This window comes from Massilia sp. BAP21, assembly GCF_057801335.1.
Map to the genome: position 1 here is coordinate 5,470,638 of NZ_CM173596.1, position 21,872 is coordinate 5,492,509.

The window sequence follows — 21,872 nt, forward strand, 5'->3', positions numbered from 1 at the left end:
GAAGCAAGAAGGCGCCGGGCTTACATCGCCGCCAGCTTCTGCCAGGTCTCGACCACCGAGTCAGGATTGAGCGACATCGACTCGATGCCCTGCTCCATCAGCCAGACCGCGAAGTCCGGGTTGTCCGAAGGCCCCTGGCCGCAGATGCCGATGTACTTGCCCTGCGCGCGGCAGGCCTTGATGGCCAGCGACAGCATGGCTTTCACGGCCGGGTCGCGCTCGTCGAAGTCCTTGGCCAGCAGCTCCATGCCGGAGTCGCGGTCCAGGCCCAGGGTCAGCTGGGTCAGGTCGTTCGAGCCGATCGAGAAGCCGTCGAAGTGCTCCAGGAACTGCTCGGCCAGGATGGCGTTCGACGGCACTTCGCACATCATGATGACGCGCAGGCCGTTTTCGCCGCGCTTCAGGCCGTACTTGGCCAGCAGCCCGATGACCTTCTCGGCCTGGCCCAGGGTACGCACGAACGGGATCATCAGCTCGACGTTGGTCAGGCCCATCTCTTCACGCACGCGCTTCATCGCCAGGCATTCCATCTCGAAGGACTCGGCGAAGTCCTCGGCCAGGTAGCGCGCGGCGCCGCGGAAGCCCAGCATCGGGTTTTCCTCGTCCGGCTCGTAGCGCGAACCGCCGATCAGCTTCTTGTACTCGTTCGATTTAAAATCGGACAGGCGCACGATGACCGGCTTCGGCCAGAACGCGGCGGCAATCGTCGCCACGCCTTCGGCCAGCTTGTCGACGTAGAAGGCCTTTGGCGAAGCATGGCCGCGCGCGACCGACTCCACCGCTTTCTTCAAGTCGGCGTCGATGTTCGGGTACTCGAGAATGGCCTTCGGGTGCACGCCGATGTTGTTGTTGATGATGAATTCCAGGCGCGCCAGGCCGACGCCGCCGTTCGGCACCGACTGGAAGTCAAATGCCAGCTGCGGGTTGCCGACATTCAGCATGATCTTGGTCGCCAGCGGCGGCAGTTCACCGCGCGAGACTTCCGTGATTTCCGTTTCCAGCAGGCCGTCGTAGATCTTGCCTTCGTCGCCTTCGGCGCACGACACGGTGACAAAGGTGCCGTCCTTCAGGGTCTCGGTGGCGTCGCCGCAGCCGACGACTGCCGGCACGCCGAGTTCACGCGCGATGATCGCCGCGTGGCAGGTACGGCCGCCGCGGTTGGTGACGATCGCCGAGGCGCGCTTCATGACCGGTTCCCAGTTCGGGTCGGTCATGTCGGCCACCAGCACGTCGCCCGGCTGCACGCGTTCCATTTCCGACGGATCGGTAATCACGCGCACTGGGCCCGCGCCGATCTTCTGGCCGATGGCGCGGCCGCTGGTCAATACCGTGCCGCTGCCCTTCAGCGAGAAGCGCTGTTGGGCGTCGGTGGCCTTCTGCTGCGACTTCACGGTTTCCGGACGCGCCTGCAGGATGTAGAGCTTGCCGTCGCGGCCATCCTTGCCCCACTCGATGTCCATTGCGCGGCCATAGTGGTTCTCGATGATGACGGCGTACTTCGCCAGCTCGACGACTTCGGCATCGGTCAGCGAGTAACGGTTGCGCATCTCGATCGGCACGTCGACGGTCTTCACCGAACGGCCGGCTTTCGCTTCGGCGGTGAACTCCATCTTGATCAGTTTCGAACCGATGTTGCGGCGGATGACAGGCGATTTGCCCTGCTGGAGCATCGGCTTGTGGACGTAGAACTCGTCCGGATTGACCGCGCCCTGCACCACCGTTTCGCCCAGGCCGTAGCTGGAGGTGATGAAGACCACGTCCTTGAAGCCGGACTCGGTATCGATAGTGAACATGACGCCGGCGGCGCCGGTGTCCGAGCGCACCATGCGCTGCACGCCGGCCGACAGCGCGACTTCGGCGTGGGTGAAGCCTTTATGCACGCGGTAGGAGATGGCGCGGTCGTTGTACAGCGAAGCGAAGACGTGCTTCATCGCTTCCAGGATGTTGTCGATGCCGACTACGTTCAGGAAGGTCTCCTGCTGGCCCGCGAACGAAGCGTCCGGCAAGTCTTCGGCAGTGGCCGAGGAGCGCACGGCGAAGGACATCTCGGTTTCGGAATCGGCGACCAGGCGCTCGTAGAACGAACGGATTTCCTCTTCCAGGCGCGGCTGGAACGGGGTGTCAATGATCCACTGGCGGATCTCGGCGCCGGCGGCCGCCAGGGCGCGCACGTCGTCGATGTCCAGGCTTTCCAGGCGGGTGGCGATGCGGTCTGCCAGCGATGGGCCGCCATCAAGCGAGTGGCCGAGGAAGTCGCGGAAGGCCTGCGCCGTGGTGGCGAAGCCGGTCGGCACGCGCACGCCGGCTTCGGCGAGCTGGCTGATCATTTCGCCGAGCGAGGCGTTCTTGCCGCCGACCGATTCAACATCGGTCATGCGCAGGTTTTCGAACGACGCTACGTACACGCCGGAACCTTGTTCGGGTTCCTTCAATGCTGCATTAGACAGGTTAGTCATGGTAAAGCACCTTACTTGATGATAGAAACTTGTCGTGCGTGGTGCCGGGCAGAGGGCGCGTGTATTCTTGTTATTCTGGGCGCCGTGCAGCACAATGCAAATCCGTTGCCGAGCATTCTACCGCGAGCGCCCGGGTTTCACACCGCACGAAATGTGCAAATCTGTCAGCATAGCCAAGAATTCATTATGACCGCCGAGAACCGCCCCGCACTTCCCCCGACCGCGCGCACCGTGTTTTTCGTGTCCGACGGCACCGGCATCACCGCCGAAACCTTCGGCCACGCGGTGCTGAGCCAGTTCGAGATGCGCTTCCGCCAGATCCGCATTCCCTTCATCGATACGCTCGACAAGGCCCGCGATGCCGCGCGCCGCATCAACGAGGTGTATGCGGCCGACAACCAGCGCCCCATCGTGTTTTCCACCCTCGTGAAGCACGATCTGTCGGGCGTGATCCGCGCTTCCAACGGCATGCACATGGACTTGTTCCAGACTTTCGTGGCGCCGCTGGAAATGGAACTCGGCGTGAAATCGACCCACACCATCGGGCGTATTCACAACATCGTCGATTCCGAGGAATACAAGAACCGCATCGAGGCCATCAACTTCTCGCTGGCGCACGACGACGGGCAATCGCACAAGAATCTGGCCGAGGCGGATGTGATCCTGGTCGGCGTGTCGCGTTCCGGTAAAACACCGACCTCGCTCTACCTGGCCATGCAGTACGGGATCAAGGCGGCGAACTACCCGCTGATTCCCGACGATTTCGAGCGCGGCAAGTTGCCGTCCTCGCTGCCGCCTTTCAAGCATAAATTGTTCGGGCTGACGATTACGCCGGAACGCCTGACCGAGATCCGCAACGAACGGCGCGCGGGCAGTAAATACGCATCGATCGAGAATTGCCGCTATGAGGTGAACGAGGCGGAAATGATGATGAAGCGCGAGGGGATACGCTGGCTGTCGTCGACGACCAAGTCGATCGAGGAGATCGCGACGACGATCCTGCAGGAGATCAAGCCGGACCGGCGCGAGTATTAAACCGGACTGCTTAGACCGGACTGCTTTAGCCGGACCTGCAATAAAGTGCGCATTTTCGGGCATGGCGTTTTGTTATGCTCACCCTTTCCTCGTCGCAGAAAAAGACCCGATGCTGCGCACTTCCTCGCTTTGCCTCCTCGTTTCTCTGCTTTTCCCACACTTTTCCCTTGCCGCGCCCGCGGCGACGACCGGCTACGACGAAGCGAGCCGCATCCAGCAAGTGCGACAGCAGGTCGAGGTCCTGGCAAGCAAGGATGTCCGGCCGGCAGACCTGCGCCAGGGTATCGACATGCTCGAAGCCGAACTCGCCTGGCTGGGCCGGCCGCAGTCGCGCGAACTGGGCGTCGGCAACGATTTTCTGTACGGGCGCGGACACGACGTGCGCTACGACCTGGCCCGGCTCTACACCCGGCTCGGCGAAAAGGAGAAGGCGCTCGACAGCCTGGAAGGGATGCAGCGTTTTGCCTGGATTCCGAACGCGGCATTCCAGCTGGAGACGAGCGACGCCTTCGCCAGCCTGCGCGGCGAGCCCCGTTTCGCGGCGATCCTGGCCCGAGGACGCATCGCCGAGCACATCTGGACCGGCCCCGCTGCCGACGTACCCTACGGAGAGCGGCTGAGCGTCGAGCAGCGCATCGCCGGCTTGACCCAGTTCTGGAGCGAAGCGCGCGCCAGCTTCGTGCACTTCGACCATGTTCCCGACCTGGACTGGAACAGGGTCTACCTCGACTTTCTGCCGAAGGTGATGGCGGCCGAGACCACCGAGGACTACTACCGCGTGATGATGGGGCTCGCACCGCTGCTGCAGGACGGCCACACGAATATTTATCCGCCCGAAGAACTGCTTGACCGCTTCTTCGCCCGCCCGCCTATCGTCACGGAACTGGTCGAGGACCGCGTGCTGGTGCGGCGCGTCGACAGCGCCAGCCTGGCCGCGCAGGTGCGCGCCGGCGACGAACTCGTCGCCATCGACGGTGTGCCGGTCCGGCGCCATGCCGAGGAACGCGTCGCGCCTTTCGTCAGCAGTTCCACGCCGCAGGACAAGCTGGTGCGCATGTATGGCTACCAACTGCTCGCCGGCGATGCTCGCACACCGCTGGTCCTGACGCTGCGCGATGCGAAGGGCCGCGTGCGCGATGTGCGGCTTGCCCGCTGCGGCTACCAGGACCTGCGCCAGCCCGAGCGCTTCGGCTTTCGCATGCTGCCGGGCGGCGTTGCCTACTTCGCGCTCGATCACTTCGAGGACGATGCGGGCGTCAAGGCCTTCGTGGCCGCGCTGCCGCGCATCCTTGGCGCCAGGGCGCTGGTCATCGACCTGCGCAACAATGGCGGCGGCTCGACCGGCTTCGGCTGGGACATCCTGGGCTACCTGAGCACGGCGCCGATTCCGCAGCCGCCGCAGTACGTGCGCAGCGACGCGCCGCACCAGCGCGCGCAGGGCGACGCCGTGTTCTGGATGCCCACCAACCGCTTCGGCGCACCAGGCCTCGCGCAGGCGCAACCGCGCGTTTTCGACGGCAAGGTCGCCGTCCTGACCGGAGCGCGCACCTTCTCGGCCGGCGAAGACTTCGTCCTGGCGTTCAACGCCCTCAAGCGCGGCATCACCGTTGGCGCAGCCACCGGCGGCAGCACCGGCCAGCCGCTCTTCATGAAGCTGCCCGGCGGCGGCAGCGCACGCGTCTGCGTCAAGCGCGACCTGACCGCGGATGGCAGGGACTTCGTCGGCAAGGGCATCCTGCCCGATGTCGAGGTGCATGAGAGCGTCGACACAGTGCGTGCGAACCGCGACGTGGTACTGGAACGGGCGCTGGCGTTGCTGAAGCAGAGCAATTAATCGGCCACTCGGCGGGATGGGAGGGCCGGGCCAGACCCTGCGGCAAGCTGTCTCGTTCAGCAAGTGCATCCTGTCTCGTCCTGTCTGGTTTTGTCTCGAAATTCGACGAGACGAAACGAGACAAGACCAGACAGTTCGCGCACCCCGTTCGAGGCAGGATGCCGCAGGGTCCCGGAACAGGATACCCTGGGCACGCTGCAAGAAAGCCTGCCCGGCACCCGATTGCCTGCTCTTAAGCCGCGACGCCGCTGCGCTCCACCAGCACGTCGATCGCCTTGGCCGCCGGCACCTTGCTTTCCTTGGCGTGGTGCCAGAGCGGAATCAGGGGATTGAGCTCAGGGTAGTAGCCGGCGATGCAGCCCTCGGGCACGTCGTAGGGCACGACCGACAAGCCCTCCACGCGGCGCTCGACGCCATCATTGGCTGGCGTGCGCAGGGCCACCGTATCGCCTTGCGACAGGTTCAGGCGCGCCATGTCGCCGCGCGCCATGAACAGCACCATGCGGCTGCCGAACACGCCCCTGAAACGGTCGTCCTCGTGGTAGATCGTGGTGTTGAACTGGCCGTCGCTGCGGATCGTGAACAGGCGCAGCGCCGGCGGGCCGGCGTCCATGTCCGGGTCGCCCGGCAGTTCCTCGGGCACGGTGAATTCGGCGCGCTTGCTTTCGGTCTCGAACACCCGGTGCGCCGCGCCCACCGGCTTGCGGAAACCGCCCGGCGTCCACATGCGCGCATTGAAGTCCGTGAAGATGTCCGGGTAGGTTTCCTCGATGGCGTCGCGCACCCTGGCGTAGTCGCCGACCCAGGCGTCCCAGTCGACCAACGGATTCGGGTCCAGCGTGGCCTTGGCGATGCCGGCCACGATGGCCGGTTCCGACAATAAGGTATCCGCCACCGGCTCGGCCGCGCCGCGCGAACCGTGCATGCACGAAGTGCTATCCTCGATCGTCACGTCTTGCGGCCCGGCGGCCTGGCGGTCGATCTCGATGCGGCCCAGGCAAGGCAAGATATACGACTGCTTGCCGTGGATGACGTGGTTGCGATTGAGCTTGGTCGATACCTGCACCGTGAGCGGCAGTTCGCGCCAGGCCGCTTCCATCAGCACGGTCTCGGGCACGGCGCGCACGAAATTCCCGCCCAGGCCGATGAAGGCCTGGACCTTCCGCGCCAACATCGCTTCGCAGACTTCCACCGTGTTCATGCCCTTCTCGCGCGGCGGCTCGAACCCGTATTGTTCCTTCAGCTTGTCGAGCGGCGCGAGTTCCGGCTTTTCGGTGATGCCGACCGTGCGCTGGCCCTGCACGTTCGAGTGGCCGCGCACCGGGCAGATGCCGGCGCCGGGTTTACCGATATTCCCGCGCATGAGCAGCAGGTTGACGATCATGCCCACGTTCTGCACGCCGTTCTGGTGCTGGGTCAGGCCCATGCCGTACACGCCGAGTACCGCGCTCGATCCGGCGTACACGCGCGCCGCGCTCTCGATGTCCACTTGCAGCAGCCCCGATTCGCGCACGATGTCGGTCCACGAACAGGCGCGCACCGCCGCTTCGAATGCCTCGAAGCCGTGCGTGTATTCCTGGATAAAGGCGACGTCCAGCACGCGCTGCTCGCCGCGTTGAACCGCCGCGTCGTCCAGCGCCAGCAGGGCCTTCGCCAGGCCCATGATGGCGGCCGTGTCCCCGCCGGGCTTGACCTGGTGGTACTGGGTGCTGATCGGCGTTTCCTTCCCGGTCAGCATCTCCACCGGCGACTGCGGATTGGTGAAGCTCACCAGCCCGCGCTCGCGCAGGGGATTGAAGGTGATGATCGGCACGCCGCGCGCGCGCGCTTCCTGCAGCTGGTGCAGCATGCGCGGGCTGTTCACGCCCACGTTCTGGCCGAAGAAGAAGATGCAGTCGGTTTCCTCGAAGTCCTGCAACACCACGGTGCCGACACCCACGCCGATGGTCTTTTGCAGCGCCACCGAGGTGCTTTCGTGGCACATGTTGGAACTGTCGGGCAGGTTGTTGTTGCCGTACATGCGCGCCAGTAGCTGGTACATATAGGAAGTCTCGAGCGAGGCGCGGCCCGAGGCGTAGAACACGACCTTGTCGCGCTCGAAGCCGCGCAGGGCGGCGCCGATCTCGGCAAAGGCGGTATCCCAGGACACTTCGCGGTAGCGGTCGCTGGCGGCGTCGTAGCGTAGCGGCACCGTCAGGCGGCCCTGCTCTTCCAGCCGGTGGTCGGACCAGGATTCGAGCTCGCGCACGCTGTACTGCTCGAAGAAGTCGGCGCCGATGGCCTTGCTGGTGGTTTCCCAGGCGGTGGCCTTGGCGCCGCTTTCGCAGAATTCGAAGGGATGCGGATTGGCCGGCTTGGCCCAGGCGCAGCTGACGCAGGCAAAGCCGTCGGACTTGTTCTGCTTGAGCAGCAGGCGGCTGTCCTTCAGCACGGTGCGCTGGTCCATCAGGATATTCGTCACCTCCGCCACAGAAGCCCAGCCGCCAGCCGGCGTGGTGGGGTCCTCGACCCGCAATCCTTTCGACTCCTCGTTCATGCTATCTCCTTACTATTGAGCATGCACCGTAACCGCGGGTGGCGCATGGCTCTGTGCGCGAGCGTACCGAAAACCCGGATTTGCCGCCGAGGCGCTCCGCGCCGAACCGCCGGCAACAACCGTAGGGTGGGCCGGGCCGCGCAAGGCACTCGTGCCCACGCGGATCGTGCATACCGATAACGGAACAGGCAACAGCCCCACAAACCCCGATGACACGCCGTTTCCGCGCCAGGTGCTCACATCACCTTCGCCGCCCCTCACCCGATGACACAGCGTGGGCTCAAGAGCCCACCCTACGTAAATCGTACCGATGCGTCAGCACACTGTCGTTGCAGCTATACTTCGCCGCTATGCGCATCCAGCTCTTCTCCGACCTGCACCTCGAACGCTACGCCGACTTCCAGCCGCACGTCGCCGCGGACACCGACGTCGTCGTCCTCGCCGGCGACATCGGCTCCTACCAGTCCGGCTCGCGCCTGACCGGCACCGACTTCGGCCTGGCCCGCTTCTCGCCCCTCGGCCCCGGCGCCGGCAAGGCGCGCGTGCTCTTCATCCCCGGCAACCACGAATTCGACGGCCTGGAATACGAGGAAACCTACGCCCGCCTGCGCGCCACCTGCCAGGAACTGGGCATCGAATGGCTGGACCGCGAAACGGTCGTCATCGGCCACGTGCGCTTCATCGGCACCACCCTGTGGAGCGACTTCGACGCCCTGGCCAGCCGCGAGACCGACCTCACCAAGCAGCTGCAATTGCGCGGCAAGGCCTTCCGCGCCGCCAACTATTACCTCAGCAAGAACACGACCCTCCAGAATGGCGTGCCGGTGCTGGCCGAAGGCCTGCGCGAGATGTCGCTCGACTGCCAGGCCTGGCTGCGCGCGGCGCTGGCCACGCCGTTCGACGGCGTCACGGTCGCCGTCACCCACTTCGCCCCCAGCCTGCTGAGCGCCGACCCGCGCTACGGCCTGGCGGCGGGCACGGCCGGCTTCTGCAATGCGATGGACGCCCTGTTCCCCTACGCCGACATCTGGATGCATGGCCACCTGCACTGCATGAACGACTACACGGTTACCGGCGTCGAGGCCGGCCGGCCCTGGTCCTGCCGCGTCGTCGCCAATCCGCTCGGCTACCTGAGCAAGGGCGAGCAGGAAGGCTTCCGGCCGGAGCTGGTGATCGAACTCTGAGCCTGCCCTGGGCAGCGAGCCCGGCTTTTGTTTCCTTGTGTCTCGATGGCGTCCTGGTTTTAACATTTTTCGTACAATTTCGTCCATTGTTTCAGGAGGACATATGTCGAAGAAAGATGTACCAGGGATCGGAGAATACGGCGGCCCCGCCGGCGGCTGGGGTGCGCTGCAGGCGGTGGCCAAGGCCCTGCGCGGCGAAATGTCGGCCACGCGCACGACCATCATGCTGCAGGTGAACCAGCCGCAGGGCTTCGATTGCCCCGGCTGCGCCTGGCCCGACCCGCGCGAAGGTTCCTCCTTTGAATTCTGCGAAAACGGCGCCAAGGCCGTGTCCTGGGAAGCGACCAACAAGCGCGTTACACCCGAGTTCTTCGCCAGGCACACAGTCAGCGAGCTATGGGAGCGCGAAGATTTTTATCTCGAATGGGAAGGCCGCCTGACCCACCCCATGGTCTACGACGCCGCCACCGACCACTACGTGCCGATCTCCTGGGACGACGCGTTCAGGCGCATCGGCGAACAGCTGCGCGCCCTGCCCGACCCGAACATGGCCGAGTTCTACGCCTCGGGCCGTGCCTCGAACGAGGCGGCTTTCCTGTATCAACTCTTCGTGCGCGAATACGGCACCAACAACTTCCCCGACTGCTCGAACATGTGCCACGAGGCCACCAGCGTCGGCCTGCCGCAATCGATCGGCGTCGGCAAGGGCACGGTCACGCTGGAAGACTTCGACCATTGTGACGCCATTTTCTCGTTCGGCCACAACCCCGGCACGAACCACCCGCGCATGCTGGCCACCCTGCGCGCCGCCTCGCTGCGCGGCGCGCCCATCGTGGTCTTCAATCCGCTGAAGGAACGCAGCCTGGAGCGCTTCAAGTCGCCCCAGCACGCGCTCGAGATGACAGTCGGGAAAGCGGTGAACATCGCCTCGCACTACTACCAGCTGAAGATCGGCGGCGACACCGCCGTCGTAAAAGGCATGATGAAGGCGCTGCTGGCGATGGATGGGGAGCAGCGCGCCGCCGGCGGTGCCGGCCTGCTCGACGACAGTTTCATCCGCGAGCACACCCTCGGCTTCGAGGAGCTGGTGGCCGACATCGACGCCACCTCCTGGGAAGAGATCGAGCATGTGTCCGGCCTGCCGCGCGCCGACCTGGAAACGGCGGCCGGCATCTACGCCAGGGCCGAGCGCACGATCATCTGCTACGGCATGGGCATCACCCAGCACCGCCACGGCACCGGCAACGTGCAGCAGCTGGCGAACCTGCTGCTCCTGCGCGGGAACATCGGGCGCGAAGGCGCTGGCATCTGCCCGCTGCGCGGCCACTCCAACGTGCAGGGCGACCGCACGGTCGGCATCACCGAAATCCCGAGCGAGAAATTCCTCGATTCGCTGGAACGCGTCTTCGGCATCAAGGCCCCGCGCGAACACGGCCACGGCGCGGTCGAGGCCTTCAATGCCATGCACGAGGGCCGCGCGAAAGCCCTGGTCTGCCTGGGCGGCAACCTGCCGACCGCCATGCCCGACCCCCAGGTCTGCTTCGAGGCGATGCGCAAACTCGATTTGTCGGTGCATATCGCCACCAAGCTCAATCGCTCGCACCTGATGGTCGGCAAGCACACCTTCCTGCTGCCCTGCCTGGGCCGCACGGAACTCGACATGCAGGCGAATGGCGTGCAGTCGGTAACGGTGGAAGACTCGATGTCGATGGTGCATGCCTCGCGCGGCTCGCTGCCGCCGGCGTCCGATTTGCTGAAATCGGAACCGGCCATCGTCGCCGGCATCGCCAAGGCGACCCTGCTGGATACCAAGATCGACTGGGACGGCTTCATCGCCGACTACAACCGCATCCGCGACGCCATCGAAGCCGTCTTCCCCGACTTCGACGACTACAACGAGCGGGTGCGGGTGCCGCGCGGCTTCCGCCTCGACAGCCCGGCCGGGCGGCGCGAATGGCGCACACCATCGGGCAAGGCCCACTTCATCACCTGCGCCAGGGAAGACGAACGCCCGCTGGCGCGGCCCGGCGCCCAGGACGTGCTGGTGCTGGCCACGGTGCGTAGCCACGACCAGTACAACACCACCATCTACGGCAAGAACGACCGCTACCGCGGCGTCACCGGCCGGCGCGACGTGGTGTTCGTGAACGCGGCCGACCTTGCCGCGCGCGGGCTGGAGCATGGCGACATGGTCGACATCGAAGCGGTGGCGGCCTGCGACAACATCGAGGAGCCGCGCATCGTGCGCAACTTCGTGGCGGTGGCATTCGACATCGCGCCGGGGTCGATCGCGGCCTATTACCCGGAAGCGAACGCGCTGGTGGCGCTGGCGAACTTCGACCGGCGCAGCGGTACGCCGTCCTATAAATCGGTGCCGGTCATCCTGCGCCGCGCGGCCGAAGGCGGCAAGGCCAGCCAAGTCGACCGTGAAGAGGAAGACGTGGCGGCGTAAGGATCAATACAGCCGGGCGCGCGCTTCCTTCGAAATCACCTCGGGCTGGCGCACCGGGGTGGCGCTGCCGGATTCGAAGAAAGGATTGTTCCTGTAACCGCCGCCAAAGCGCGCGCCCAGCACCTTGCTGCCGATCTTCACCAAGGCCAGGGCCGTGCCACCCGGGGTCTTGGGAATCTTGCGGTAGGCCGACTCGGTGTTGGCGTTGATGTGCGAGGCGCCGAGCTGGGCATCGAGTTCGGCCGGCGTGGCATCCAGGCAGGCGCGCACGATGCCGACATACGATACCTTCGGATCGCGCGGCGTGTTCCCGATCGGCGTGCGGCAGCAGGCGGCGTACCAGCGGTACAGGCCTTTCGGGCTGAGCGACATGCAGGCCAACTGGTCCAGGCCTTGCGTGAAGCGCAGGCCCGACGGCAAGGCCGCCGCCACCTCGGTGCCGCCGGCGCCGTCGAGAATCTCGACCTCGTTACCGAGGAAGCGCGCAAAGGCGCGGCAGTCCTTGCAATAGCACTTCGCGCGCGCCGCGACGGCGCCCGTGTCCAGTTCTCCCTGCAGCTTGCCGCAATGGCAGCGCACCCGTATGCTCATTGTCGCTCCTCGATTATTACGCAAACGTATTGGCCGATGACGCGTAGGGTGGCCGGCTCCCCCCTGGATGCCGCATACACGCGCCGCTCGCGCCGTCCACGCGTCCAACCCATGCCTCCCGACCCGCTACGCCACAAGGCACCCGCCGTTGAACGCGTGGACGGCGCCACCTGCACGATCAACCGAGCGGCAGCGCTCAAGCCGTCCACCCTACGGCATGCGCACGAACCGGGCCAGCAACCCGACGTCGCCACGCAAGGCGCTCAGAAGAAATGCCGCCAGTCTTCGAGCCAGCCCGGGAAGGCGCTCGCCTCCATCGGGTTGGCGATGTGGTAACCCTGGGCATAGGTGCAGCCCAGGCCTTGCAGGAAGTCCCAGTCCTGGCGCGTCTCCACGCCCACGGCCACCGACATGCGGTCCAGGCTGTGCGCCAGGCCCAGGCAGGAGCGCAGCACGGTGCCGAGCGGGCGGCGCTTCGAGGCGCCGTCGACGAAGCTGCGGTCGATCTTCAGTTCCGTGAACGGGATGCGCGCCAGCAGCTGCAGATTCGAGCGTCCGGTGCCGTAGTCGTCGATGGCCAGGCCAAAGCCCATCATGCGCAGGCGCACCAGGCGCTCGATGAAGTTCGGGTCTTCGTTCAGCACCGAGGATTCCGGCATCTCGAAGGTGATGTAGTCCGCCAGCACCGCGTGGCGCCCCAGGCAGGCCGTGATCTGGCGCAGGAAGGCCGGATGGGCGAGGGTTTCGGGCGCCAGGTTGATCGAGATCGAAATCGGCGTGCCCTGGTCGTGGAACCAGCGGCAGCGCTCGACCGACAGCTCGATCATACTCCAGTCGAGGAAGTCGATGCGGTTGTTCTGCTCCAGCGCGTCCATGAAGGCCCCGGGGCCGAGGATGCCGTGCTCGGGGTGGCGCCAGCGCGCGAACACTTCCAGGCCCCTCACCTGACCGGTGGCCAGCTCGATCTTCGGCTGGAAGAAGGGTTCGAACTGGCGCTTCTGCAGGCCCACGCCCACTTCGGCAAAGGAAAAGCGCGGCGACGCCTCGCCCGCGGCCGGCAGCGCCGGCGGCTGGTAGTTGTCGAGCAGGGGTTTGAGCTTGGCGGCGGTGACCGGCTTGGCGATGGAACCGAGCAGGTCGATGCCAAACACCTGGGCCAGGGTCTCGACCGAGAACAGCAGGTTGGCCGGCTGGGCGCCGGTGACGACCAGGCTGATGCCGGTGTCGAGGCTGGCCAGGTTGCGGATCAGTTCCAGCCCGTCCATGCCCGGCAGGCCGAGGTCGATGATGGCCACGTGCAGGCGCGGCGTGAAGCTGGCCTGGAAGGTGCGCAGCGCCATGTGCCCGTCGGGCACGTCGGTGACGCGGCTGGCGCCGAGCCGGCCCAGCATCTCGACCAGGGCAGCCCGCTGGCCGTTGTCGGCCTCGGCGACCAGGAAGTGCAGATGCGCGATGTCCATGTCTACTCCAGGGTTGAAACGCCGGGTTTATTCTACAATGCGCGACAGTGCGCTAGCGTGCTGCCTGCTGCTGGCGCAGCTGTTCGAAGAAGCAGACCGCTGCCGCCGCCGCCACGTTCAGCGACTCGACCTGGCCCGCATGCGGGATCACCACCTGGTGAGAGGCCAGCGCCATCAATTCCTCGGCCACGCCCTGCCCTTCGTGCCCGAGCAGCCAGGCGGTCGGCTGGCGCAAGTCGACGTCGTACAGCTGCTCCTCGGCATAGCCGCTCATGGCCAGCACGGCGATCTTCGATGCGCGGACCAATTCGGCCAGGTCGACGTTCTCGAAAATCTCCAGCACGAAGTGAGCGCCCATCGCCGCGCGCAGCACCTTTGGCGACCAGCAGAAGGCGGTGCCGGGGCTGCAAAACACCTGGGTGATGCCGGCCGCTGCCGCGCTACGCAGGATGGAGCCGGCATTGCCCGGGTCCTGCACGCCGTCGAGCAGCACGGCGGAGACCGTCATGGCCGAAGGCGCCTGCGGACGCGGGGTCTCGACCAGGAACATCAGGTTCACGCCATGCTCGACCTGGCTCAGCGCCCCGAACAGCGCGTCGGGCAGCGCCGTCACGTGACCGCGCAGCTGTTCGACGCGGGCGACGATGTTGCCGACTTCCGGGTTGTGCAGGGCGTCTTCCGACACCACGCAGTGCAGCGGGGCGCCGCGCAGGTCGAGCCAGGACTGGCACAGGTGCACGCCGTCGAGCAGGGTGCGGCCGGCCTTGCGGCGCGCCTGCGAGCTCGATGCCAGGGCCTTGAGTTCTTTATAAAACGCGTTGTCGCGCGAGCTGATGGTCTTCATGCGACGGCCACTTCTTCGGGAGCCGCGAACAAATCCACCTGCAGCAAATTGCGCACCGGCGCGAACGAGCGGCGGTGCGCCGGCGACGGCCCGTGCAGGCGCAGGCGTTCCAGGTGCAGGGCCGTGCCATAGCCCTTGTGCTGGTCGAAGCAGTAGTCCGGGTACAGCGCGTGCAGGCGCACCAGTTCGGCGTCGCGCGCGGTCTTGGCCAGGATCGAGGCGGCGGAAATCGCGTGGCACTTGTCGTCGCCTTCGACCACGGCGTGGGCGCGGATGTCCATGGGCGGGCAGCGGTTGCCGTCGATCAGGGCAAAGGTCGGCACGGTTTGCAGCGCTTCCACCGCGCGGCGCATGGCCAGCATGGTCGCGTGCAGGATGTTCAGGGTGTCGATCTCTTCGCAGGATGCCTGGGCAATCGCCCAGGCAAGCGCGTGCTCGCGGATCTGCGGCGCCAGCTCGTCGCGCCGCGCTTCGCTCAGCTTCTTCGAGTCGCGCAGGCCCTCGATCGGGCGCTTCGGGTCGAGGATGACGGCGGCGGCGAATACCGGCCCCGCCAGCGGGCCGCGCCCTGCCTCGTCGACGCCGCAGACGATGTCGAGCTCGGTGAACGGACGCAGCCGGGGCGGCAGGCCGGGATAGAAGTTGACGCGCTTTTTACTCATCTGCTGCTTATGAATCTCTCAGAACTTGTCTTTTATGCGGTTGAATTCGCGCATTTTGAATGCCGCGTATTGTACGCGTACATGGGGGTGCGTGAAAGCAGAGGCGCTGGGTCAGCGTCGATTGCGCATGTGCAGTTCGTAGGGTGGGCACCCCGTGCCCACGCGGTTACGTGTTGATCCGGAGTCTGCACCCCTGATGATTCGCTCCGCGCCGCCAAACATGGATGAGAAGCCAACGAGACGCATCTGGAGGCGCCGACAGAACGCAGCGGTCGCGTCATAAAGTGGCGCCAACTCGGCGCCCAGTTCCGCGTGGGCACGGAGTGCCCACCCTACGTCTGTCGCGACCCGATCACCTGCAACACCGCCTGCGCACTCTCCTGCGCGCTGTTGCGCAGCAGGCTATGGTGCATGTCGGTGAAGCGCTGCGCCAGCTTGTCACGCAGCGCCGTGTCGTTCAGCTGCTGCCACACGGCCTCGCTCAGCGCTTCCGGCGTAGCCGCGTGCTGCAGGTATTCCGGCACCACCCATTCGCGCGCCAGGATGTTCGGCAATCCTATCCACGGCAGGTAGCCCATGTGGCGCATGATTTCCCACGACGCGCGCATGACCTTGTAGGCGATCACCATCGGCTTCTTGAACAGCGCCACTTCCAGGGTCGCCGTGCCGGAGGCCACCAGCACCGCGTCGGCGGCGGCAATCGCGGTATGCGACTGGCCGTCGAGCAGTGTCAAGGGGATATCGGCCAGGCCGGCTTTCGCCACGATCTCGTTGAAATAGGCGCGCTGCTTCTCGCCCGCCATCGGCACCACGAAGCGCAAGGCAGGATCGCGTTTGGCCAGCAGGCCGGCGGTGCGGACAAACGTCTCGGCCAGGTACTTCAGTTCGCCCATGCGCGAGCCCGGCATGATGGCGACCACGCGTGCATCGGCGGGCAGTCCCAGCGCGGCGCGCGCGCCTACGGTATCCGGCACCAGCGGGATGGTCTCGGCCAGCGGATGCCCGATATAGGTCACCGGCACGCCGGCGTCCTTGTAGATCTGTTCCTCGAACGGAAAGATCACCAGCATGTGCGACACCGCGCGCTGGATCTTCTTGATGCGCCCGCCGCGCCAGGCCCATATCTGCGGGCCGACGAAGTGCAGGGTCGGAATCCCGCCCGCGCGCAGCTGCTCTTCCAGCCCGAGGTTGAAGCCGGGGTAGTCGGCGCCGATGAAGGCGGCCGGACGTTCGGCCAGCAGGCGGTCGCGCAGGCGGTTCTGGATGCCCTTGATCTCGCGGTAGCGCGGAATGATCTCGAACAGGCCGCGCACCGTCAGGGTCTCGATCGGCACGTCCGACACCAGACCCTGTTCGATCATGCGCGGGCCGCCGATGCCGTGGAAGCGGGCGTTGGGAAGATGGGGACGCAGCCCTGCGAGCAGGCGTGCGGCGAGCATGTCGCCGGACACCTCGCCGGCGACCAGGGCCAGCGAGATGTCCGAGCCTGCAGGCTTATCGGACGATGCCACGGGTGACGGTGCCGAGGAAGTCGAGCACGGCGCGGATATCGCCGGCGGCTTCAGGCGAGGCGCCCTCTTCCTGCGCCAGCGCCGTCTTGGCTTCTTCCAGCGTCAGGCCGCTGCGATACAGGTGCTTGTAGGCGGCGCGGATGCCGTCGATCTGGGCGCGCGTGAAGCCGCGGCGCTTCAGGCCTTCGGTGTTGACGCCGCGCGCGGCGGCCGGGTTCCCGGACACCATCACGAACGGCGGCACGTCCTGGGTCAGGCTGGTGTACATGCCGATGAAGGCATGCGCGCCGATCTTGCAGAACTGGTGCACGCCGGCGTAGCCGGACAGGATCGCGTGGTCGCCCACGTGCACGTGGCCCGCCAATTGCGCATTGTTCGAGAAGATCGTGTGGCTGCCGACCTGGCAGTCGTGCGCCAGGTGGACGTAGGCCGAGATCCAGTTGTCGTCGCCCAGGCGGGTCACGCCTTCGTCCTGGGCGGTGCCGAGGTTGAAGGTGACGAACTCGCGGATGGTATTGCCGTTGCCGATTTCGAGGCGCGTCGGCTCGCCCTTCCACTTCTTGTCCTGCGGCGCGGCGCCGATGGAACCGAACTGGAAGAACTTGTTGTCTTCGCCGATCGTCGTGTGGCCTTCGATGACCACGTGCGGGCCGACCACGGTGCGTGCGCCGATGCGCACGTGCGGGCCGATGATCGAATACGGGCCGACCTCGACCGAGCTGTCGAGCTCGGCCTGCGGATCGACGATCGCGGTCGGGTGGATCTTGCTCATTTACCCCTCCGTGCTGCCATCTGCAGGTGCGGCGGCGGCACCCTTCATGGTCGCCTCTGCGGCGCCGCGGATGGTGCACATCAGGTCGCCCTCGACGGCCATTTTTCCGTCGACGCTGGCGGTGGCCTTGTACTTCCAGATGCCGCGCGCCTGGCGCAGGATCTCGACTTCCATCACCAGCTGGTCGCCCGGCTCGACCGGACGCTTGAAGCGCGCGTTGTCGATGCCGACGAAATAGACCACCGAGTTCTCGTCGGGCTTGACGTTCATGGTCATGAACGACAGGATGGCGGCGGTCTGCGCCAGCGCCTCGATCATCAGGACGCCCGGCATCACCGGCTTGTGCGGGAAGTGACCGTTGAAGAATTCTTCGTTGACGGTGACGTTCTTGATGGCGGTGATGCGCTTGCCGAGTTCGACGTCGAGCACGCGGTCGACCAGCAGCAGCGGATAGCGGTGCGGCAGGTATTCCTTGATGCCGTTGATGTCGAGGGTGATCTTCTTGGTATCAGTCGTCATTTTTCTGTTCTTGGGTTCTGCTCAATGAGCGTCTTGATGGTTTTTTCCAGCGTGCGGATCTTCTCGCGCATGGAATTCAGGTTGCGCACGATGGCCGCCGATTTTTCCCACTCGGCGTTCTTCGCCAGCGGATAGAAGCCGGTGTACTGGCCCGGCTCGAGTACCGAACGCGAGACCATCGAGCCCGAGGAAATGTGCACGTTGTCGGCGATTTCCAGGTGGCCCAGTACCATGGCCGCGCCGCCGAAGGTGCAGCGGCTGCCGATCTTGGCGCTGCCGGCCACGCCGACGCAGCCGGCCATGGCCGTGTGCGCGCCGATGTGGCAGTTGTGGCCGATCTGGATCTGGTTGTCGAGCTTGACGCCGTCTTCGATGACGGTGTCGGCCAGCGCGCCGCGGTCGATCGAGGTGTTCGAGCCGATGTCGACGTCGTCGCCGATCACCACGCGCCCGGTCTGCGGAATCTTGATGTACACGCCCGCCTCGACCGCGAAGCCGAAGCCGTCGCCACCGATCACGGCGCCCGAATGCACGATGCCGCGCGCGCCGATGATGCAGCCGCGGTGGAAGGTCACGTTCGGATAAAAGCGCGTGCCCTCGCCCACCACCGCCTTGCGGCCGACGAAGCAGCCGTGCTCGATGATGGCATTGGCCTTGACCACGGCGCCGGCTTCGATCGTCACGTGCGGGCCGATGTGGGCCGTGGCGTCGATCTCGGCGCCGGCGCCGACCGTCGCGCTCGGGTGGATGCCGGGTACGACGGCTTCTTCTTCCAGCGACACGAAGTACTGGGCCGCGCGCGCGAAATAGGCGTAGGGGTTGGTGGTGACGATGCGGCTGCCGGCGTAGGTGGCGGCGACCGACGGGTCGTCCAGCGGCGACAGGATCAGCGCGGCGGCCGAGCTTTGCGCGGCCAGCGCGCGCAGCTTGCTGTTGCTGAGGAAGCTGATCTGGGTGGCGTCGGCGCTGTCGAGGGGGGCGATGGCGCTGACGACGAGGTCGGCGTTGCCGACGAGCTGGCCGCCGAAGCGCTCGACCAGGTCGCCCAGGCGCACGCCGCGGGGGGGTTGTTCGCGTTGTTCCAAAACTTTACTTGTCCAGCTGTTTCAGGATCTTGTCGGTGATATCGATGCGCGGGCTCGACCACGCGGCTTCCTGCAGCACGGCGTCGAGTTTTTCCTGCTCGGCGATCTGTTCGATCAGCTTGAAGGCCTTGGTGGCAATGGCGGCGCGCTCTTCGCTCTTGCGCTGCATCAGGTCTTCCTGGAACTCGCGGTTCATGCGCTGCACGTCTTTTTCCATGTCGAACAGTTCGCGCGCGCGGCGGGTGCGCTCGATGTCGGTCAGGCGCGGCGCGTCGGCGTCGAACTTCTCGCTCATCTGCTTGAACTTGGTCACCATCTCTTCGTTCGTCTTTTGACGCTTCGAGAATTCGGCCTGGATCTTGGCGTCGGCCGCCTTGGCCATCTTCGATTCCGTCATCAGGCGTTCGGTGAACACGAAGCCGATGCGGCTCGGCGCGTTCTGCGCCTGGGCCAGCGGAGCGGCGCACAGGGCTGCCAGCAGCAGGGTCCCGGGCAAGGCTTTCAGATTTTTCAACATGGTTCTCCGCGGTTAAAAGGAAAGACGAAAGATTGGGTGCGCAAACGCAGCGTCAGAAGCCCGTCCCCATCTGGAACTGGAAGCCTTCGATCTGGTCGCCCTCTTTCTTGTTCAGCGGCTTGGCGAACGACAGGCGCAGCGGGCCGACCGGCGAGATCCACGACAGGCCGATACCGGCCGAGTAGCGCATTTCCTGCAGGCGGATCGGCGATTTTTCCTGGAACACCTGGCCGCCGTCGGTGAAGACGAACCAGCGCAGGCTGCGGTCCTTGCTGCTGCCCGGGAACGGGAACTGCAGCTCGGCGTTGCCGATCAGGCGCTTCGAGCCGCCGATGGCGTCGCCGTAGATCGGATCGACCACGCCCAGGGTCGAGCTTTCGTAGCCGCGCACCGAACCGATGCCGCCGGCGTAGAAGTTCTTGAAGACCGGGTATTCCTTGCCGCCGATGCCCTTGCCGTAGTCGAACTCGCCGCGCACGGCCAGCGTCATCCACGAGGTCAGCGGACGGTACCACTGGTGCTCGTAGACGGCGCGGAAGTACTTCGAGTCGCCGATCACGTCGACCTCGAGGTTGGCGCGCTGGTAGCGGCCGAAGCTCGGGGTCAGCGCGCTGTCGCGGCTGTCGCGGCCCCAGGCCACGGTCAGCGGGATGGCGATGCTCTCGCCGGTACCCACGCCCGAGTACGGTCCCGAGTTCGGGCCGCCGTTCTGGCGCACGAACTGCTTGTAGATTTCCGGGCTGGTGGTGTCGGTGGTCAGCGTGGTGCGCTCGAGGCCGGCGCCGAAGTAGACGGTGTCGGTTTCCGAGAACGGCACGCCGAAGGTCATGTTGCCGCCGGTCTGGCGCACCGTGTACGAGCCGATGTTCGACAGCGGCGGACGCGTCGTGCGGTGGTAGACCTGGAACGAGCGCGACACGCCGTCGTCGGTGAAGTACGGGTTGGTGTTCGAGACGGCGAAGGTGCGGCTGTACTTCGAGGTGTTGATGTCGAAGCCGACGGTCTGGCCGCTGCCGGCGAAGTTCGCCTGCTGCACGCCCATCGTGAAGGTGAACTTCTCGGCCTGCGAGAACGAGCCGCCGATCGTGAAGTTGCCGGTCGGGCGTTCCTCGACCGTCATGTTGACGTCGACCTGGTCCGAGCTGCCCGGCGACTCCGGCGTTTCGATCTTCACGTCCTTGAAGTAGCCGAGGCGGTCGACGCGGTCGCGCGAGAGCTTGACGCGGTCGGCGTCGTACCACGAGCTTTCGAACTGGCGGAACTCGCGGCGGATGACTTCGTCGCGGCTCACGGTGTTGCCCGAGATGTTGATGTGGCGGACGTAGGCGCGCTTGCCCGGATCGACGGTGAAGGTGAAGGCGACTTCGCGCTTCTCGCGGTCGAGGACCGGGTCTGCGTTCACGTTGGCAAAGGCGTAGCCGAAGCTGCCCAGGCGCGCGGCGATGCGCTTGCTCGAGGCTTCCTGCAGCGCGCCGGAGTACGGCTTGCCCGCTTCGAGCACGATCAGCTGGCGCAGTTCTTCCTCACGGCCGAAGGTCTCGCCTTCGAGCTTCACGCTCGAGACGGTGTACTTCTCGCCCTCGGTGATGTTGATGGTGAGGTAGATATCCTTCTTGTCCGGGGTGATCGCCACCTGGGTCGATTCGACGTTCGCTTCCAGGTAGCCGCGGTCCAGGTAGTAGGACTTGATCGCTTCCAGGTCGCCGGTCAGCTTGGTCTTGGAGTACTGGTCGGCCTTCGAGTACCAGGTGAACCAGCCCGAGGTGGACAGCTGCAGGATCTCGCGGATCTGCTTGTCCGAGACCACCTTGTTGCCGACGATGTTGATCTGCTTGATGCGCGCAACCTCGCCTTCGTCGACGTTGAACATCACGTTCACGCGGTTACGCTCGATCGGGGTGACGGTGGTGGTGATCTTCACGCCGTACATGCCGTGCGAGAGATACTGGCGCTTGAGTTCCTGTTCGGCGCGGTCGACCGCCGACTTGTCGTAGATCTTGGCTTCGCCCACGCCGATTTCGCGCAGGGCCTTGACCAGCATGTCCTTCTCGAATTCCTTGGCGCCGGTGAAGTCGACGGTGTTGATCGCCGGACGTTCCTCGACCAGCACCACCAGCACGCCGTTTTCTTCTTCGAGGCGGATGTCCTTGAAGAAGCCGGTCGCGTACAGGGCCTTGATGGCGGCGATGGATTTGTCGTTGTCGAAGGTCTCGCCCACGCGCACCGGCAGATAGGTGAACACGGTGCCGGCTTCGGTACGCTGGATGCCTTCGATCCGGATGTCCTTGACGACGAACGGATTGACGGCGAACGCAGGGCCGGCGCACAGCGCCAGCACGGCCGCGCCGATCAGGCTGCGGCGAATGAACGGCAGGGCAAAACGATCTGGTTGTGAATTCATTGGCTAAATAACG

Annotated in this window: 16 protein-coding genes; 4 read left to right on the top strand and 12 right to left on the bottom strand. The window is 65.5% G+C overall.

Going from position 1 to position 21,872, the window contains the following annotated elements; all coding sequences use genetic code 11:
- Window positions 1-20: 20 nt before the first annotated feature.
- Window positions 21-2,375, bottom strand: coding sequence for a phosphoenolpyruvate synthase (ppsA, locus tag ACWYRN_RS23880; RefSeq protein WP_488692879.1), 2,355 nt, complete (start codon window positions 2,373-2,375; stop codon window positions 21-23).
- 267 nt (window positions 2,376-2,642) lie between these two features.
- Between ppsA and ppsR the strand changes: the two genes are divergently transcribed.
- Both ppsR and ACWYRN_RS23890 read left to right on the top strand, forming a co-directional pair.
- On the top strand, window positions 2,643-3,491 hold the full coding sequence (gene ppsR / locus ACWYRN_RS23885) for a posphoenolpyruvate synthetase regulatory kinase/phosphorylase PpsR (protein ID WP_488690292.1): 849 nt from the start codon (window positions 2,643-2,645) through the stop codon (window positions 3,489-3,491).
- A gap of 109 nt (window positions 3,492-3,600) precedes the next feature.
- Complete coding sequence (locus ACWYRN_RS23890) at window positions 3,601-5,325, top strand: S41 family peptidase (protein ID WP_488690293.1); 1,725 nt, start codon at window positions 3,601-3,603, stop codon at window positions 5,323-5,325.
- Between the two features lie 232 nt (window positions 5,326-5,557).
- On the opposite strand, the gene ACWYRN_RS23895 is transcribed toward ACWYRN_RS23890, so the two are convergent.
- The gene (locus tag ACWYRN_RS23895) at window positions 5,558-7,861 is read right to left on the bottom strand and encodes an FdhF/YdeP family oxidoreductase (RefSeq protein WP_488690294.1); all 2,304 of its coding nucleotides are present in this window, start codon (window positions 7,859-7,861) and stop codon (window positions 5,558-5,560) included.
- A gap of 350 nt (window positions 7,862-8,211) precedes the next feature.
- Here ACWYRN_RS23895 and ACWYRN_RS23900 point away from each other — a divergent pair, with 350 nt between their 5' ends.
- Both ACWYRN_RS23900 and ACWYRN_RS23905 read left to right on the top strand, forming a co-directional pair.
- A complete protein-coding gene (locus tag ACWYRN_RS23900; RefSeq protein ID WP_488692880.1) occupies window positions 8,212-9,045 on the top strand; it encodes a metallophosphoesterase in 834 nt (277 codons plus the stop codon).
- Window positions 9,046-9,148: 103 nt separating this feature from the next.
- Window positions 9,149-11,497 carry an FdhF/YdeP family oxidoreductase gene (locus tag ACWYRN_RS23905; RefSeq protein WP_488690295.1) on the top strand — a complete coding sequence of 783 codons (2,349 nt, stop codon included), beginning with the start codon at window positions 9,149-9,151 and terminating at the stop codon, window positions 11,495-11,497.
- A 3-nt stretch (window positions 11,498-11,500) separates the two neighbouring features.
- Here ACWYRN_RS23905 and ACWYRN_RS23910 read toward each other — a convergent pair whose 3' ends face one another.
- From ACWYRN_RS23910 to bamA, 10 genes are all read right to left on the bottom strand, one after another.
- Window positions 11,501-12,088 carry a DUF6151 family protein gene (locus ACWYRN_RS23910; protein WP_488690296.1) on the bottom strand — a complete coding sequence of 196 codons (588 nt, stop codon included), beginning with the start codon at window positions 12,086-12,088 and terminating at the stop codon, window positions 11,501-11,503.
- A gap of 263 nt (window positions 12,089-12,351) precedes the next feature.
- On the bottom strand, window positions 12,352-13,548 hold the full coding sequence (locus ACWYRN_RS23915) for an EAL domain-containing response regulator (RefSeq protein WP_488690297.1): 1,197 nt from the start codon (window positions 13,546-13,548) through the stop codon (window positions 12,352-12,354).
- Window positions 13,549-13,600: 52 nt separating this feature from the next.
- Window positions 13,601-14,392: a TrmH family RNA methyltransferase gene (locus tag ACWYRN_RS23920; RefSeq protein ID WP_488690298.1), complete on the bottom strand. Its 792-nt coding sequence runs from the start codon at window positions 14,390-14,392 to the stop codon at window positions 13,601-13,603.
- A complete protein-coding gene (rnhB, locus tag ACWYRN_RS23925; protein ID WP_488690299.1) occupies window positions 14,389-15,054 on the bottom strand; it encodes a ribonuclease HII in 666 nt (221 codons plus the stop codon). The genes ACWYRN_RS23920 and rnhB overlap by 4 nt, the downstream gene beginning before the upstream one ends.
- A gap of 332 nt (window positions 15,055-15,386) precedes the next feature.
- Window positions 15,387-16,493: a lipid-A-disaccharide synthase gene (lpxB, locus tag ACWYRN_RS23930; protein WP_488692881.1), complete on the bottom strand. Its 1,107-nt coding sequence runs from the start codon at window positions 16,491-16,493 to the stop codon at window positions 15,387-15,389.
- A 55-nt stretch (window positions 16,494-16,548) separates the two neighbouring features.
- Window positions 16,549-17,337 carry an acyl-ACP--UDP-N-acetylglucosamine O-acyltransferase gene (gene lpxA, locus ACWYRN_RS23935; RefSeq protein ID WP_488690300.1) on the bottom strand — a complete coding sequence of 263 codons (789 nt, stop codon included), beginning with the start codon at window positions 17,335-17,337 and terminating at the stop codon, window positions 16,549-16,551.
- Window positions 17,338-17,856, bottom strand: a complete 519-nt coding sequence (fabZ, locus tag ACWYRN_RS23940) for a 3-hydroxyacyl-ACP dehydratase FabZ (RefSeq protein ID WP_488690301.1) — start codon at window positions 17,854-17,856, stop codon at window positions 17,338-17,340.
- Window positions 17,853-18,941, bottom strand: coding sequence for a UDP-3-O-(3-hydroxymyristoyl)glucosamine N-acyltransferase (gene lpxD, locus ACWYRN_RS23945; RefSeq protein WP_488690302.1), 1,089 nt, complete (start codon window positions 18,939-18,941; stop codon window positions 17,853-17,855). The genes fabZ and lpxD overlap by 4 nt, the downstream gene beginning before the upstream one ends.
- A gap of 4 nt (window positions 18,942-18,945) precedes the next feature.
- A complete protein-coding gene (locus tag ACWYRN_RS23950) occupies window positions 18,946-19,458 on the bottom strand; it encodes an OmpH/Skp family outer membrane protein (protein WP_229439812.1) in 513 nt (170 codons plus the stop codon).
- A 52-nt stretch (window positions 19,459-19,510) separates the two neighbouring features.
- The gene (bamA, locus tag ACWYRN_RS23955; RefSeq protein ID WP_229439811.1) at window positions 19,511-21,859 is read right to left on the bottom strand and encodes an outer membrane protein assembly factor BamA; all 2,349 of its coding nucleotides are present in this window, start codon (window positions 21,857-21,859) and stop codon (window positions 19,511-19,513) included.
- Window positions 21,860-21,872: the final 13 nt, after the last annotated feature.